Source organism: Pseudomonas sp. MM211, assembly GCF_020386635.1.
GTDB lineage: Bacteria > Pseudomonadota > Gammaproteobacteria > Pseudomonadales > Pseudomonadaceae > Aquipseudomonas.
Map to the genome: position 1 here is coordinate 429326 of NZ_CP081942.1, position 13585 is coordinate 442910.

General features: G+C 65.6%; 18 protein-coding genes. 1 reads left to right on the forward strand and 17 read right to left on the reverse strand.

The features are described from left to right. The 10 genes from sctR to K5Q02_RS01950 all read right to left on the reverse strand — a co-directional run bounded on the left by sctR (position 1) and on the right by K5Q02_RS01950 (position 6740). Positions 1-660 carry a type III secretion system export apparatus subunit SctR gene (sctR, locus tag K5Q02_RS01905; protein WP_042556778.1) on the reverse strand — a complete coding sequence of 220 codons (660 nt, stop codon included), beginning with the start codon at positions 658-660 and terminating at the stop codon, positions 1-3. Further along, a complete protein-coding gene (gene sctQ, locus K5Q02_RS01910) occupies positions 657-1667 on the reverse strand; it encodes a type III secretion system cytoplasmic ring protein SctQ (protein WP_225835819.1) in 1011 nt (336 codons plus the stop codon). The genes sctR and sctQ overlap by 4 nt, the downstream gene beginning before the upstream one ends. Further along, complete coding sequence (locus K5Q02_RS01915) at positions 1664-2143, reverse strand: hypothetical protein (RefSeq protein ID WP_225835829.1); 480 nt, start codon at positions 2141-2143, stop codon at positions 1664-1666. Before K5Q02_RS01915 ends, sctQ begins: the two co-directional genes overlap by 4 nt. Next, complete coding sequence (locus tag K5Q02_RS01920) at positions 2140-3462, reverse strand: FliI/YscN family ATPase (protein WP_225835831.1); 1323 nt, start codon at positions 3460-3462, stop codon at positions 2140-2142. Before K5Q02_RS01920 ends, K5Q02_RS01915 begins: the two co-directional genes overlap by 4 nt. Continuing rightward, positions 3459-4043: a type III secretion system stator protein SctL gene (sctL, locus tag K5Q02_RS01925; RefSeq protein ID WP_225835833.1), complete on the reverse strand. Its 585-nt coding sequence runs from the start codon at positions 4041-4043 to the stop codon at positions 3459-3461. Before sctL ends, K5Q02_RS01920 begins: the two co-directional genes overlap by 4 nt. After that, a complete protein-coding gene (locus K5Q02_RS01930; protein ID WP_225835835.1) occupies positions 4040-4666 on the reverse strand; it encodes a type III secretion protein in 627 nt (208 codons plus the stop codon). The genes sctL and K5Q02_RS01930 overlap by 4 nt, the downstream gene beginning before the upstream one ends. Further along, positions 4663-5442 (reverse strand): type III secretion system inner membrane ring lipoprotein SctJ, encoded by a 780-nt coding sequence (sctJ, locus tag K5Q02_RS01935; protein WP_225835837.1) that lies wholly within the window; start codon positions 5440-5442, stop codon positions 4663-4665. Before sctJ ends, K5Q02_RS01930 begins: the two co-directional genes overlap by 4 nt. Before the next feature lie 2 nt (positions 5443-5444). Then, a complete protein-coding gene (locus K5Q02_RS01940) occupies positions 5445-5765 on the reverse strand; it encodes a hypothetical protein (protein ID WP_442964032.1) in 321 nt (106 codons plus the stop codon). 102 nt (positions 5766-5867) lie between these two features. Continuing rightward, the gene (locus K5Q02_RS01945) at positions 5868-6071 is read right to left on the reverse strand and encodes a hypothetical protein (protein WP_225835840.1); all 204 of its coding nucleotides are present in this window, start codon (positions 6069-6071) and stop codon (positions 5868-5870) included. A 39-nt stretch (positions 6072-6110) separates the two neighbouring features. Beyond that, positions 6111-6740 (reverse strand): type III secretion protein, encoded by a 630-nt coding sequence (locus K5Q02_RS01950; protein WP_225835842.1) that lies wholly within the window; start codon positions 6738-6740, stop codon positions 6111-6113. A gap of 117 nt (positions 6741-6857) precedes the next feature. On the opposite strand from K5Q02_RS01950, the gene K5Q02_RS01955 reads away from it, so the two are divergent. Then, positions 6858-7658, forward strand: coding sequence for a tetratricopeptide repeat protein (locus tag K5Q02_RS01955; RefSeq protein WP_442964033.1), 801 nt, complete (start codon positions 6858-6860; stop codon positions 7656-7658). A 26-nt stretch (positions 7659-7684) separates the two neighbouring features. Here the strand turns inward: K5Q02_RS01955 and K5Q02_RS01960 are convergent, their stop codons facing one another. The 7 genes from K5Q02_RS01960 to K5Q02_RS01990 all read right to left on the reverse strand — a co-directional run bounded on the left by K5Q02_RS01960 (position 7685) and on the right by K5Q02_RS01990 (position 13468). After that, positions 7685-8080, reverse strand: a complete 396-nt coding sequence (locus K5Q02_RS01960; protein WP_225835845.1) for a hypothetical protein — start codon at positions 8078-8080, stop codon at positions 7685-7687. Positions 8081-8094: 14 nt separating this feature from the next. Then, a complete protein-coding gene (locus K5Q02_RS01965) occupies positions 8095-9351 on the reverse strand; it encodes a type II and III secretion system protein family protein (RefSeq protein ID WP_225839932.1) in 1257 nt (418 codons plus the stop codon). A 17-nt stretch (positions 9352-9368) separates the two neighbouring features. Further along, on the reverse strand, positions 9369-11507 hold the full coding sequence (gene sctV, locus K5Q02_RS01970) for a type III secretion system export apparatus subunit SctV (RefSeq protein ID WP_225835847.1): 2139 nt from the start codon (positions 11505-11507) through the stop codon (positions 9369-9371). Beyond that, positions 11504-11845, reverse strand: coding sequence for a type III secretion protein (locus K5Q02_RS01975; protein ID WP_225835849.1), 342 nt, complete (start codon positions 11843-11845; stop codon positions 11504-11506). Before K5Q02_RS01975 ends, sctV begins: the two co-directional genes overlap by 4 nt. Then, positions 11842-12210 carry a hypothetical protein gene (locus K5Q02_RS01980; protein WP_225835851.1) on the reverse strand — a complete coding sequence of 123 codons (369 nt, stop codon included), beginning with the start codon at positions 12208-12210 and terminating at the stop codon, positions 11842-11844. The genes K5Q02_RS01975 and K5Q02_RS01980 overlap by 4 nt, the downstream gene beginning before the upstream one ends. Before the next feature lies 1 nt (position 12211). Next, positions 12212-13165 carry a SctD/MshK family protein gene (locus K5Q02_RS01985; protein WP_225835853.1) on the reverse strand — a complete coding sequence of 318 codons (954 nt, stop codon included), beginning with the start codon at positions 13163-13165 and terminating at the stop codon, positions 12212-12214. 141 nt (positions 13166-13306) lie between these two features. After that, a complete protein-coding gene (locus tag K5Q02_RS01990) occupies positions 13307-13468 on the reverse strand; it encodes a hypothetical protein (protein WP_179539244.1) in 162 nt (53 codons plus the stop codon). Between the last annotated feature and the right edge of the window lie 117 nt (positions 13469-13585).

The following is a 13585-nucleotide window of genomic DNA, read 5'->3' on the forward strand; positions in this document are numbered from 1 at the left end:
TCACCCTCCTCCGTAACTGAGGATCAGGCCGTGCATCAGCCGTGACCAGCCGCTGACGGCGACGAATAGAAAAATCTTCAGGGGGATCGAGATCAGTGTCGGCGACACCATCATCATGCCCATGGCCATCAGCACGTTGGCCACCAGCAGGTCGATCACCAGAAACGGGATGTAGAGCAGAAAGCCGATTTCGAAGGCGCGGGTCAGCTCGGAGCTGACGAACGCCGGAATCAGCACCACCAGATCGTCGTCGCGCAGATCGGCGCGAGCCTCCTCTGACCATACGGTCTCCGTGGCCTGCACGAAGAAAGCCCGTTCGGACGGGTTGGCGAAGCGTGACAGGTGCGTCTGCAAGGGCGCGTGCAGGGCGTCACCCAACTCGCGCAACTCCTCGGCGTTCTGCAGGCTGATCGAGCGCCCCTCCACCTCGCGGTACATTTCGCCGATCAGCGGCGTGGTCACGTACACGGCGAGGATCAGGGCGATACCGTAGAGCACCAGGTTCGGCGGCGTCTGCTGCACGCCCAGGGCGTTACGAATCAGGAACAGCACCACGGAGATTTTCAGAAAGCCGGTCAGGGTCACCACCGCCAGGGGAATCAGACCGATCGTGGTGACGACCAGAATGATTTCCAGCAGATTCGGTTGGTAATCCGTCATAGGCTGGCGAACCGGGTCAGGCGCACACCGAGCCCCTCACCGATGGCGACCAGCTCGCCGCGCCCTACGCAGCGCCCATTGACCATCAGCTCGACCCGCTGAGCATCGCCGTGCGGCAGGGCCAGTACACTGCCCTCGCCCAGTTCGCGCAGCTGCCCCAGCGGTAGCTCCAGGCTGCCGATCTGACAGATCACCGTCAGCGGCACATCGTCCAGTTGCGCATCATCGGCGTCTTGCCCCATGGCGTTCTCCGTATTCGGGTTGATCGGTTGCAAGGCTTCGAGCAGTTCCAGGCCGGACTGCTGGCGTTTGAAACGGGCCTGTCGGTGGCCATTGGCGAGCACCAGCAGACCATCGGCACCAGCCGGACAATCGAGCATCAGCACATCGCCCGGCTGCAGGCTGCGCAATTCGGCCAGGCTCAGGGTCTGCCAGCCGCGCTGCAGCGCCAGGCCCAGTTGCAACGCGGGCAGAGCATGGCGCGCCGGCTGCAGGTGGCGCTCCAGCAAACTGGCCACCGCTTCGCCGACAGCGGCGCTGAGGCCGAGGCCAAGAACGCCGAGCCGCGCACCCGCGATACTCAGTTGCAGGCTCAGCATGAAATCCCAGGGCTGCGGCTCGGCATCCAGTGTCAGCGCCTCGCCCAGTTCCTGTTCCAGAGGTGCAATCCAGGGCAACAGCGCCTGTTCGAGCAGCACGCTCTGCAGGGGCTGCGGCAAGCTGTGAACATCACGTTGCAGATCGAGGGGGGCCAGCAGGTGTGCGAGCAGGGGCGCATCCAGATGCAGTTGCAGCGTCGCCGCTCCGAGCCGCGCAGGCAGCACAATGGCCGCGTCCATTGCTGACGGCTGGCCGCTGACGCTGACCTCGAGCCGCTCGCCGGCCACTTGCCCCTGCCAGGGCTGGCGGAGCCGCAACAGACGATTGTGCAGCGCCTGCCGGGCGACATCGAGCTGCGGCAGCAACGGTAGCAAGGGCGCGGGCAGCGACGATTGATGGCAATTCATCGACGTGTGGCTCCATGGGGACGGTCTTCGGCCAGGCTTTCCTCGACGGCCTCGGCGGCCCGCTGCTGAGCGCGGTAATGGCGTTGCAGCAAGGGCTCCAGCGCCTCGCATTGCAGCTGACGACGCAACCAGAGCTGGTGAGCCTGATCACGGCTGGCCTGCACTTCGGCCAGATACCGAGATGCCTCGCTGGCCTGCTCCGCCAGATGCCCGCGCTGCGCCTCAAGGGCGTCGAGAAGATCCAGGGCGTTGCGGTACTGCCCAACCGGCAGTGCGCCTTCGCTGAGCAGGGTCTGCAGCTGCCCGGCTTCCTGTTCGAGCAACGCCAGCGCCTCGCGAACCTCGGCTTGCGCTGCAGCCAGCCGCTGGGCCGCCTCCTGGCAACGCACGCGCCAGCTGGTCAGTTGCGCCTCGGCACGACGCTCGCGCAGGCGACGCAGATCGTCCAATTGCTGCACGGCGTGGGCGCTGCTCATGCCAGTACCTTGCGCAGCGCGCGCAGCGTGTCGTCGAGGCTGCTAGGTTCGGCGGCATCCTGGCGCAGGAACTGTTCGATGGCAGCCTGCCGGGCGATGGCCTCGTCGGCCAGAGGATCGCTGCCGGGCACGTAGTCGCCCGTGCGCACCAACAGTTCGATATCGGCATGCCGCGCCATCAGTGCACGCAGGTGAGCGGCCAATTGCCGCTGCTCGGGCTCGACCACACGATCCATCAAACGGCTACGGCTCTGCAGCACGTCGATGGCCGGAAAATGGTTGCGCTGGGCCAGCTCGGCGCTGAGCACCAGATGGCCGTCGAGGATCGAGCGCACTTCCTCGGCCACCGGGTCGAGGGACGCATCACCTTCGGTGAGTACCGTATACAGCGCCGTGATGCTGCCCGTGGCCGCGGGCCCGGAGCGCTCCAGCAGGCGTGGCAGGGCGGAAAACAGTGACGGTGGATAGCCACGGCGGGTCGGCGGTTCGCCGATGGCCAGGCCGATCTCGCGCTGGGCACGGGCGAAGCGGGTCAGGCTGTCGAGCAGCAACAGCACATGGCGGCCCTGATCACGGTGATACTCGGCGTGGGCGGTGGCCACCAGTGCGGCCTTGACCCGCTCGGTGGCCGGGCGATCCGAGGTAGCGACCACCGCGACGGTGCGTGCACGGGCTTCGGCACCCAGGTGGACGTCGAGCAGCTCGCGCACCTCACGCCCGCGCTCGCCGATCAGGCCGATGACGATCACCTGGGCCTCGCTGCGCCGCACGATGCTCGCCAGCAGCGACGACTTGCCCACGCCGGGCTCGCCGAAGATCCCCATGCGCTGACCGCGAGCCACTGTGAGCAGACCGTCGATGGCACGGATACCGAGCGGCATCGGCTGTTCGATCAATTGCCGGGAAAACGGCGCAGGCGGCTCGGCCTGTAACGGATAGCGCTGCAGGCCACTGGCCGGCGGGCCGCCATCGAGGCAGTCGCCCAGCGGCCCGATCACCCGGCCAAGCAGCGCGTCGCCCACCAGAACGCTCTGGTTCTCGCCCGTGGCGACGATCTCCGTGCGTGTCGACAGCCCCTCGAGAGAACCGACCGGGGACAGAATCGCCTCATCGCCGTCGAACCCCACCACCTCGGCAGTCAGCACGCGGCCACTGGCTGGATCGCTGAGACGGCACAGTTCGCCAATGCCAACGTCCGGTACGCTGGCCTGGATCAGGGTGCCGCGGATACTGCGGATGCGCCCGCGCAACGGCCGCGGTTGCGCATCGTCCAGGCGGGCGCTGAGGGTCGGCAACAGGTCGTTCAGGGGCGCATTCATGCGCCGCCCTCCAGCACGCCGGGCAACAGCGCCTGGCGCAAACCCTGCAGTTGGGTATGCAGATCCAGCTCGACGCTGGCCTGGGGGCTGCTCAGACGGGCATGGCCGGTGGAGAGACCATCATCCGCTTCCACCTGCAGGCGTTCGCCGAGATCGGCCAACTGTCCACGTACCGCGTCGAGCTGATCGGGACGAACCTGCAGGCGCAGCCGCTGCCCCTCGCGGAACGCCGACAATGCCCGGCGCGTGCACAGTGCCAGGCGCGTGCCGTCATCCAGCTCACCGATCACCTGGCGGGCGATGCCCAGGGCCAGATCGGTCATCTGCGCTTCCAGGCCGGCCAGGTAGTCATCCACCTGCAGCGCCGTGCGTGCCAGCAGCTCCGCGGCCTCGCGTTGCCCTTCGGCACGCCCGTCCGCCAGGCCCTCGTCTCGTGCCTGATCACGCAGGCGCTGCAAGTCGTCGTAGGTTCTTTCGGCTTCTTCGCGAGCGGCCTGCAGAAAGGCGTAGCCGTCGATCCATTGCGCGGCCTGCTCGCCACGCAGGATGCGCTGGCCCGGTTTGCCTGGCAGGGTACTCATACCGCGCCCCGCTCTTCTTGAGCGGTGAGGGCACTGGCCACCTGGCGTACCCGTTGGATGTCATCGGCGCTGCCTGTCGACAGCGGCGCAGCCAGATCGAAGCGCAGGCGCAGCCAGGCCTGCAACGGGGCCGGCTGTGCGCCCAGCCAGGCATCCACGCAGCGCTGTCCATCCTGGTCGATGGCGGCGAGCAGCGCATCGCCCGCGATGATCGCCTGCTTGCCGACTGGCGGCTCGCGCCAGTTCACGGCCAGATCGTAGACCTCGTCACCAAGCTGCGCGCGCAACCTCTGCACCAGCGGCCCGCGAATCTCCCGAGCCAGGGAGGCGGCGTGCTGGCAGGCGCCGCAGGTCACAGCGAGACGGGCGAAATGCTGTTGGGGCAGAAGCACCACCGGCAGGTCGTCATCGGCGATCTGGCCGACGCTCGCCAGCGGTTCAAGCCCGTAGTAAGAAGCGAGCAAGCCGCCGATGCGCCCCGCGAACCGCGGCTGCCTGGCCAGATCGATCACTCGTTCACGGGGCACCGCGCCGAGCAATGCGGCCTCCAGACAGTCTTCGGCGACGAATTGCATCGGTTGGGCCAGCAGCGCACGCCAGGCGTCGCGCAATGCCTGGCTCATTCGCTTTCCCTCAGTACGTAGGTGCCCTGCCCCTGGCGTTCGCGCCACAGGTACCAGGCGAATGCCCCGGCCATGCCGAGCAACAGGAGCAGCCCTGTAAAGAACAGGGTGCGTGCCCGCGACACGCTTTCATCGAGCATCCAGATACCCAGGAAGGAGCTCAGCGGCGGCCGGGCATCGTCACGCAGATTGCGCATCGCCGCCTTGATCGCGGTGACCGAGACGCCGTCGTAGTTCAGCCCGGAAATGCTGTTGGCGACCAGGGTCTTGATCTGCGGAATCAACTGGTCGACATCGGTATCCGGCTCATAGCGGATCAGCACCGATGCCGACGAAGGCGAAATCACCCGTTTGAGCAGGTCGTTGTCCGGCAATACCACGTGCACCCGTGCCGACAGCACGCCATCGATCTGCGACACGGTGTGCGACAACTCCTCGCTGAGGGCATAAACCATCTGCGCCCGCTCCTGCACCGGCGAGGACACCAGCCCGTTGTTCTTGAACACCTCGCCCATGTTGGAAAACTGCTGTTGCGGCAGGCCGGCTTCGTCGAGCAGCGCCACGGCGTCGGAAAGCCGCTCCTGGGGCACGCTGACGGTGATGCGGCCATCCTCCTGCACCTGGCGCTGGGCGGCGATGCCCTCACGCAGCAATGCAGCGACCATGCTGTTGGCTTCACGCTCGCCCAGGTTGCTGTACAGCACCATGCCGTCACAGGCCTGCAGCAGCAGCGTCAGCATCAACAGCGCGACCAGCCGAAAAGGATGCCCGCGCATGGTCACTGGCCCCTTAGCAGGGTGTTGGCAGAACCGGAAATCTGCGTGGCGCCACGCACCACCATCTGGGTTTCGATGGAGTAATCGAAGACCCGGCTGAGGGAGCCGACCAGGCGATCGATCTGCTGTTCGTTGACCTTACCCGGCTCGACACCAGCGCCCTTGTCCACCGGCGAGCTGCTGACGTAGGGCGTGCGCTCCACCGCGGCTGCGTCGGAGAACCCCCGCGAGCGGTCGATGAAACCGTTGAGTCGTTCCATCAGGTTCTCACCGATCTGGTTCGGACTGGCGCCCTGAGGCATACCCTTGGCCTGGCTGGCCATGTGCTCGAACAGGTTCTGCGAGACCTGGGCGACATCCTGGCCGGCGGCCGAAGGGGCCGCCGTGGCAACTGCTGCGCTGACTGTCATGGCCGATCCCCGTGGTTATTCTTCGTCGTCCGCGGTGGCTTCCTTGAGGATCTCCTGGGCCCGCGGCATGACGATGAACTGGCCGCCGAGGATGATCGCCTGAGTGATCATGTCGTCGGTGAGGTCGTCCCCGGCCTGTGCGTTCTCGAGCGCCTGGTCGAACTCGGCCTCAGGGGTGTTCTCTACCGTGCTGTTGCCATCTACCGAACTGACTGCCATGGGATCTCTCCTTTCACCTGAATATTGAAAAGCTACCTGCTATTCGTCCGCACCCTTGACCACCTGGATGCCGGCACTACCGCGAAACACCCGCACACCCCGCTCGCGAACCACTTCGGGCTCTGCCACCACCGGGCTCTGCAGTTGATCGATACGTTGCTGAACCAGCGCCATGTAGGGCGGCGGCCCGGAAATCAGCATGCCGTCGCCGTGAAAACTGCTGCGCAGGGACAGGTGCTTGCCTGCTACTCCCAGCTCGTCCAGGGAGGCCTGCAGCTCGTCGAGTTGGAAACCGCTGGGTTCGAACTGGCGAATCTCGATCTCTTCCTCACTGTTCACGTGCAGCATGTTGCCGTCGAAAAACCAGGTCAGGCCGCTGTTGCCACACAGCGCGTCGAGAAACTCGCCTGCGCTGGAAGCCCGCAGATTGCTCTGCGCCCGCCCCTTGACCCGGTTGGAAATCGCCATAGGCAGACCGAGGTTGCGCCCGAAGGCTTCCAGCGCACTGCGCAGATCCTGATTGATCACCACGTAGGCATAGGGCTGTTCGTACCACTGCGGCGTCGCCTCGGCGCGTGCCAGCCCCGCACTGCCCGCCAGCAACAGCAGGGACAGCGCCAGACCACGCCTGACGAAACCACTATCGGCGCAGGCAGGGCGATGAAACAACCGCCGGCCGGCAACAATCACAAGATTTCGCAGCCGCTTCACATACCCCGCCGAAGATGGCTCTATAGAATGCCCAGCACGTGCCGGATCAACCCAGGAGCAGCGCCTTTGCCGTCGATTTCCCCCCGCCACATCCTGCTGCTCGCCAGCTTCGCCCTGCTGGGCGCCTGCAGCAGCAACGCGCCCAGCAATGCGTCCGCGCCAGCGGGCGATGACGCCTACCAACGCCTGATGAAACTGGCCAACGATGTCGAGGCACGCGGTGACCGCGGTACCGCCGCGACTCTGTATCAGCGCGCCGCCGAACAGCCCGGCGCCGGTTTCGAGGCCTGGCAGCGACTGGGCCGCGCGCGGCTGGACAGCGGTAATACCCGCGGCGCGGAAGAGGCCTACCAGAAAGCCGTCGCGCTGGAGCCGGACAACCCTCTCGGCTTGCTCGGCCTGGGCACTGCACAGTTGCGCCTGGGTTACCCGGAACGCGCCCAGCCGCTGCTTGCCAGCGCTGCCGAACAGCTGCCCACCGACGCCCAGGCCTTCGCCCGCCTGGGCGCCGCCGAAGCGCAGCTGGGCAATATCGCCGCCATGCAACGTGCCTTCGCCACCGCGCGCAAGCTGGCTCCCGGCGATCTCGATGCGCGCAGCAACCTGGCGCTGTCCTATGCCCTCAATGGCGACAATGCCAATGCGCTGCGCGAGATCGACGGCATCGACCGCGCGCCCACCGCGCAACTGCGCCACCAGCGCAATGCACTGCTGATCCAGGTGCTGGCTGGCAAGAGCGGCAAACCGGCCAGCGTGCAACTCGACGACACCAGCGCGGCTGAGCGCCAGGTGCTGATCGCCGAAGCCCGGCGCATCGCCGCCATCACCGACCCTGCCGAACGGGCGCGTGCCCTGGGCCTGAGCGCCGGCAAATAGAGGCTTCTGCCGTGTGATGGCGAGGCTCATTGGCCGCCTCCGGTATCGCTCTGCGCCGCCTGCTCCTGCCGGCGGCGGCGCTTCTCATCGGTTTCGTAGCCCTCAAGATACGACTGCGCCGCCCGCCCCACCGGCGCGGCCAGCGTCGGGCCGGTCTGCCGGCCGCGCAGCAGGTCACCACGGCGCTCGACCATCTGCAGCAGATTGGCGTTGTTGGCGCAGCCGGGCGGTAGTGGCAATAGCTCACGCTCGTCGACCGGCTGGCCCTCATCGCTGACGCGACGGCAGGCATCCGGCACCAGCAAGGTCTGGCCGCTACCGTCGACGATGGTCTGGTAGCCGTGGGAATAGCTCGGCGCCTGCAGCTCGGTCTGGCAGGCGCCCAGCAGCAGGCAGATGGACAACACGCTCAGACGCGTCATCGCGGTACTCCCGTTCATTGCACGTGGAACCCGAAAGAACTGCTGCGCGCCGGTGCATCGGCACGCGCACCGACGGTGCGGTCGAGTGGCGTGAGCATGGCCTGGGTCTGCACCGGTTCGACCAGATAGGGCGTGATCAGGATCACCAGCTCGGTTTCGTTCTGCTGGAAACGCTTGGAGCGGAACAGGTTGCCGAGGATCGGCATGTCACCGAGCAGTGGGACTTTCTCCAGATCCTGGGAATTCTCTCGCTGGAACAGGCCGGCGATGGCGAAGGTCTGCCCGCTGCCCACCTCGACACGGGTATCAGCGCGGCGCACGCGGAACGACGGCACGCGGAACCCGGACACCTCCAGGGTGCTGCCGCCCATCAGGCTGCTGACTTCCGGACGCACCTGCAAACCGATGCGGTTATTGGGCAGCAGTGTCGGGCTGAACAGCAGCGACACGCCGTAGGATTTGTATTCGACGCCAACCAGATCGCTGTTCACCGGCACCGGCACCGGCACTTCGCCGCCCGCCAGGAAGCTCGCCGTTTCACCGGTCATGGCGGTGATGTTGGGTTCGGCGAGAATCTCCAGCACACCATTGCTCTGCAGCGCCTCGAGCACGGTGTCGATATTGAAGTTGCCGCTGTCCAGACCGGCACTGATCAAATTGGAAGCGCCGCTCGCCGCTTCCGCAGCCAGGTTGCCGCCGGTGAGCAGGCCGAAGGAAAAGGTGCCGTTGTTGAATAACGCATTCCAACTCACGCCGTAGCGCAGCAGTTCCTCGCGGGACACTTCGGCGAAGCGCACGCGAATGTTGACCTGCGCCGATCCCGGATAGGTCGCGGTGTTCACCGCGCCCTGCCACTCCTGCCCGGTAGGGTCGAGCATGGCATTGAGATCCAGCGCCTCGCCGACGCTGCTGACCTGGCCGCGGGCCGCCAGGCGGTTGCCCACGCCCTTCACTTCGGTGCGGCTCTGCGGATGGCTGCTGCGCAGCGCGCTGCTGATCGGCCGGCCATTACTGCCGACGTTGATCTGCAGCGAGGCGATCTCCCGCTCGTCGCTGCCCAGCGCTACCAGCGTGGTGTGCCCGGCACGCTTGCCGAACAGGTAGATGACGCCAGGTGACACCACCTGCAGGTCGGCGACGCCCGGTTCGGCGACCATCACCGCGTCCACCGGCTCGGCGAAACGCATGATGCGCCCCTCCCCCGTCGCCAGATCGATGCTGCCGCCCAGCGGCGCCTGCGCCACGGCCAGCAACGGCATGCAGCAGAGCATCAGCAACAGCCCACGCATCATGTCGCACCTGCCAGAGCAGCAGGTGCGGGTTCATTTCTTTCCGCCCGCGTGGTGGCCGGCGTGCCGATCACCTTGATCGCCTGCAGGCTGTATTCCGGAGCCAGTTCGGTAAAGGACAGCACGGCCATCTCCAGTTCGTCACGAATGCACAGGCGCAAGATCCGACGGCGTAACTCGGGGTGTACCACCAGGGTCGGTTTGATCTGTTCGGGGAGTTGCGCGCACTGCTGACGCAGCGCCTTGAGCAGGCCGCGGGTAGCTTCCCGAGCGCGGATTTCACCGCGGCCGGTGTCTTGCTGACGCGCCGCCTCGAGCAGCTGAGCCTCAAGGGCCGAGCCCAGCACAAAAGCGGCGATCACCCGTTTTTCATCGGCGTGCTGATGGCTGATCTGACGAGCCAGCGCGCTGCGCAGGTGGTCGCTGAAACGCCCGACGTCACCTTCGCGACCACCCCACTCGACCATCGCTTCGAGCAGCGCACGGCGGTTGCGGATCGATACACCTTCGGCGACCAGCCGACGCAGCGCATCGGCGATACGCTGCAAGGGCACGGCACGCAGGGCTTCCTTGACCAGCTCGCCGTGGCTCTCCTCGAGATGGGCGAGCAACTGGCGGGTTTCCTGGATACCAAGAAAGTCCCCGGCGTAACGGCGCAGGGTGCGCGCCATCAGGTCACGGAGAATTTCGTCAGGCCGCAAATAGACGATGCCGGCATCACTCAGATCGGCCTGGTGTTCACCGGCAATCCACAGACCTGGGCGGCTGCTCAGCGGTGATGCGCGCTCCTCGCCCTGGATGTCGAGCAGTTGCAGGTGCACCGGGTCGTCGCGCAGCAGTACCTGGGCAGGGTTCAATTCGCCCTGATCCACCGGCACGCCTTCCAGTTCGACACGGTAGCTGCCCGCCGGAGCGGCCATGTCGACCAGCACCGACGGCATCGGAAATTCGATGCCCAGCTCGTTGTGTAAATCGTGACAGAGCACCTCGAGGCGCTGCTTGAAGGGCTGCAGAGGTACAGCCTCGGCCAGCGCCGGGCCGAGGGACACGAGCACACGTGAGTCAGCCGCTGCGGACGACGCTTGCGCTTCGCTTTCGGGCTCGACCTCGCTGGTTTCCTCGACCACCTCGGGCAGCGTCATGTCGGCTTCCAGCTCACGATTCTGACGCCGCCGCAGCATCCAGGCGCACAGGCCGAGCACCGCTGACAAACCGAGAAACACCGCAGCTGGAAAACCGGGAATAAAAGCTACCGCGAGCAGAATCAATGCCGTGATCGTCAGCGCACGCTGGCTATTGCCCATCTGGCGGATGATCTCGGTACCCAGGTCGACCTGCTCAGCCTCGTTGTTGACCCGGGTGACCACGGTACCGGCCGCGACAGCGATCAACAGCGCGGGAATTTGCGAGATCAGGCCATCACCAACAGTGAGCAGCGAGTAGGTATGGCCCGCGTCGGCGAACGACATACCGCGTGACAGCATGCCAATCAGCAATCCGCCGATCAGGTTGACAAAAAGGATGATCAGGCCGGCAATGGCATCGCCTTTGACGAACTTCATCGAGCCGTCCATGGCGCCGAACAGCTGGCTCTCGCGTTGCAGATCGGAGCGCCGACGACGGGCCTCGTTGGCATCGATATCGCCGTTACGCAAGTCGTTGTCGATGCTCATCTGCTTGCCGGGCATGGCATCCAGGCTGAAGCGTGCGGCCACCTCGGCAACCCGTTCGGCACCCTTGGTGATCACCACGAACTGCGCCACGGTGATGATCAGGAAGATCACCAGCCCCACCACCACCTCGCCGGCAATCACGAACTTGCCGAAGGCTTCGATGATATGCCCGGCATCGGCGTGCAACAGAATCAGCCGTGTGGTGCTGATCGACAGGGCCAGACGGAACAGGGTACTGAGCAGAATCAGCGCCGGCAGTGCCGACAATTCCAATGGTTTTCTGATGTAGAAGGCCACCACCAGCACCAGAATGCTCAACGCGATGCTGATACCGATCAGGGTATCGACCAGATAGGTCGGCAGCGGGATGATCATCATCACGATGGCCATCATCATAAAGGCGATGACCACCACCTCGGTGCGCTGCGCGGCCATGCTCGCCAGAGCACTGAGGCGCGCCATCATGCTTCACGCTCCTGGCGCAGTTGCCGGTAGCGGGCGAAACAGGTGCGGGCCTCGGCGTGCTGGCCGGTGCTCCACAGGGCACGGCTGCGCAGCAGCAGCCAGGCGGCCGATTCGCCCTGCAGCGCATGCAGGCGATCCAGGGTACGCAACGCCCGCTCGCCATCGCCGATGGCAGTGAAGGCAGCGGCCAGGCGGGCCAGCAGCACGCGGTCGTCCGGGTTTAGTTGCACGGCCAGCAGCAACAGCACCAGCGCGCGCTGCCCCTGACCAACCCGCAGATAGAGATCGCCCAGGCCTTGCAACAGCTTGGCGGCATCATGATCGTCGCGCGGCATCATTCCCCCGTCTCGGTTTCGACCCGCTGCCGATCCAGAGCCTGACGGGTGTCGAGCTCTTCGCGGACGAGGGCCATGGCCAGCGTTCTGGTTTCGCCGTCGAGCGGCAGCGTCGGCAGGATACGTTCGAGAATGTCCTCGAGAATTTCCGCGGGTCGCGAGCCAGCGAACAGCCCAGGCTCCACACCAGCAGCCAGCTCCAGCGCCTGCAGGTCATCCTGCACCGACGGCAGCGGCGGCGTGCGCGGCAGGCTAGGCTCACGAGGAGCAGGTGAAGGCTTTATCGATGTGGGTAGCAGATCGGCTCGGTTACTAACCTGCGAAGCCGAATCGACATGGGCCAGTGGGGCGCGTGAATCGATCTTCATGCTAGCCCTCAGGCACTGGCGAAGGCCCGAGTGTGAGAGCGAAGCGCTCATCGCCAAGCGCCAGCACCACCTGACCGTCCTCGATACGTTCGAGCTTCCAGCCACCTTCCAACGGTGCACCGGGATACAGGCGCGCACCCGATGCATTGATCACGTAGGGGTTGTCGCCGAACCACACGGCCTGGAAATTGACCCGTGGGCGGACGGCGTTTTCGCGCACGCTGACATCGCCGCGCAGTACGTACTGGCGCCCGTAACGGCCATCGAAGTACTGCTGCAGGGCCAGCCAGTCCTGCTTCTGTCCTGGCTCCACAGTGCCACTGACGCGTACCTGACCGGCACTGGCGTCAAGTTTGAGATTGTTCAGCCCGGCGGCCTTGGCCTGGCTGGCCAGGTCGGCGCGGGCCAGTTGCAGTGACGCTGCCTTGGGCGCCTCTGCCGGCTGCTCCTCGGCAATAGTCAGGCGCTGCAGCGACTCGGGCTCAGAGGCGTATATCGGGGTGTCGCGCAGCATCGCTAGCGCGCCCGCACAAATGAACATGAACAGCGCGGCGATTGCCCATTGCGCCTTGCCGTACCACACGGGGTTGGCAGCCGGGCCACCGCGCTGGGGCATGGCGAGGCGCAGGGTCGCTTCGCCGATGCGGATATCTACTGGCAGTCGGCCGCGGTAGCCGTGCCCGCGCGCGATTGTGGTTTCACGACCGGCGCGGATTACCCGCACGTCGCCGCCAGTGGCTTCGACGCCGACGTGGCGGGCACTGAAACGCAGGGTCAGGTGACGCTCCGCAACCCCGGCGTCACGCAGCATCAGATTCGCCGCAGCGCCACTGCCGATGCTGTACACCGCTTCATCCAGTGGCAGGGAAACACCACGGTGAACGCCTGCGGTCACATCCAGACGGGGCAGGTCGCCGCTGTTCGGCAGGACGGAACTAGAGGCTATCGCAGTCATAGGACTCACCAGGGCTCGGGGATCGCGCTATCGAACGACATATCCAGCCAGAACGGCCAGACCATGCACTCGATGGAAAAGGTGCCGATAACGGCGCAGACGCAGGTTGCAGGCGACGCCGAGCGCCGCCTGCAGCCCGGGTCAGTTCTGCGGACGCTGCTTGGTCGCGTCGAGCTCGGCTTTCTTGGCCGTGGTGATTTCGGTGATCTTGGCGGATTTCTCGATCGCCATATCGAACACTGCGGACATCTTGTCGATGGCGGCGTCTGAGTTGCCACTGTTTACTGCAGGAGTCTCAGCCATGGGATATCTCCGAACGAATCTAAGGGTAATTGGCGGCACCACCAGCGGTGATAACCGGTTTCAGGAAAACCACCTCGATGAGCGGGCTTTCCTGCAACGACTCGAAGCCTAGGGAGG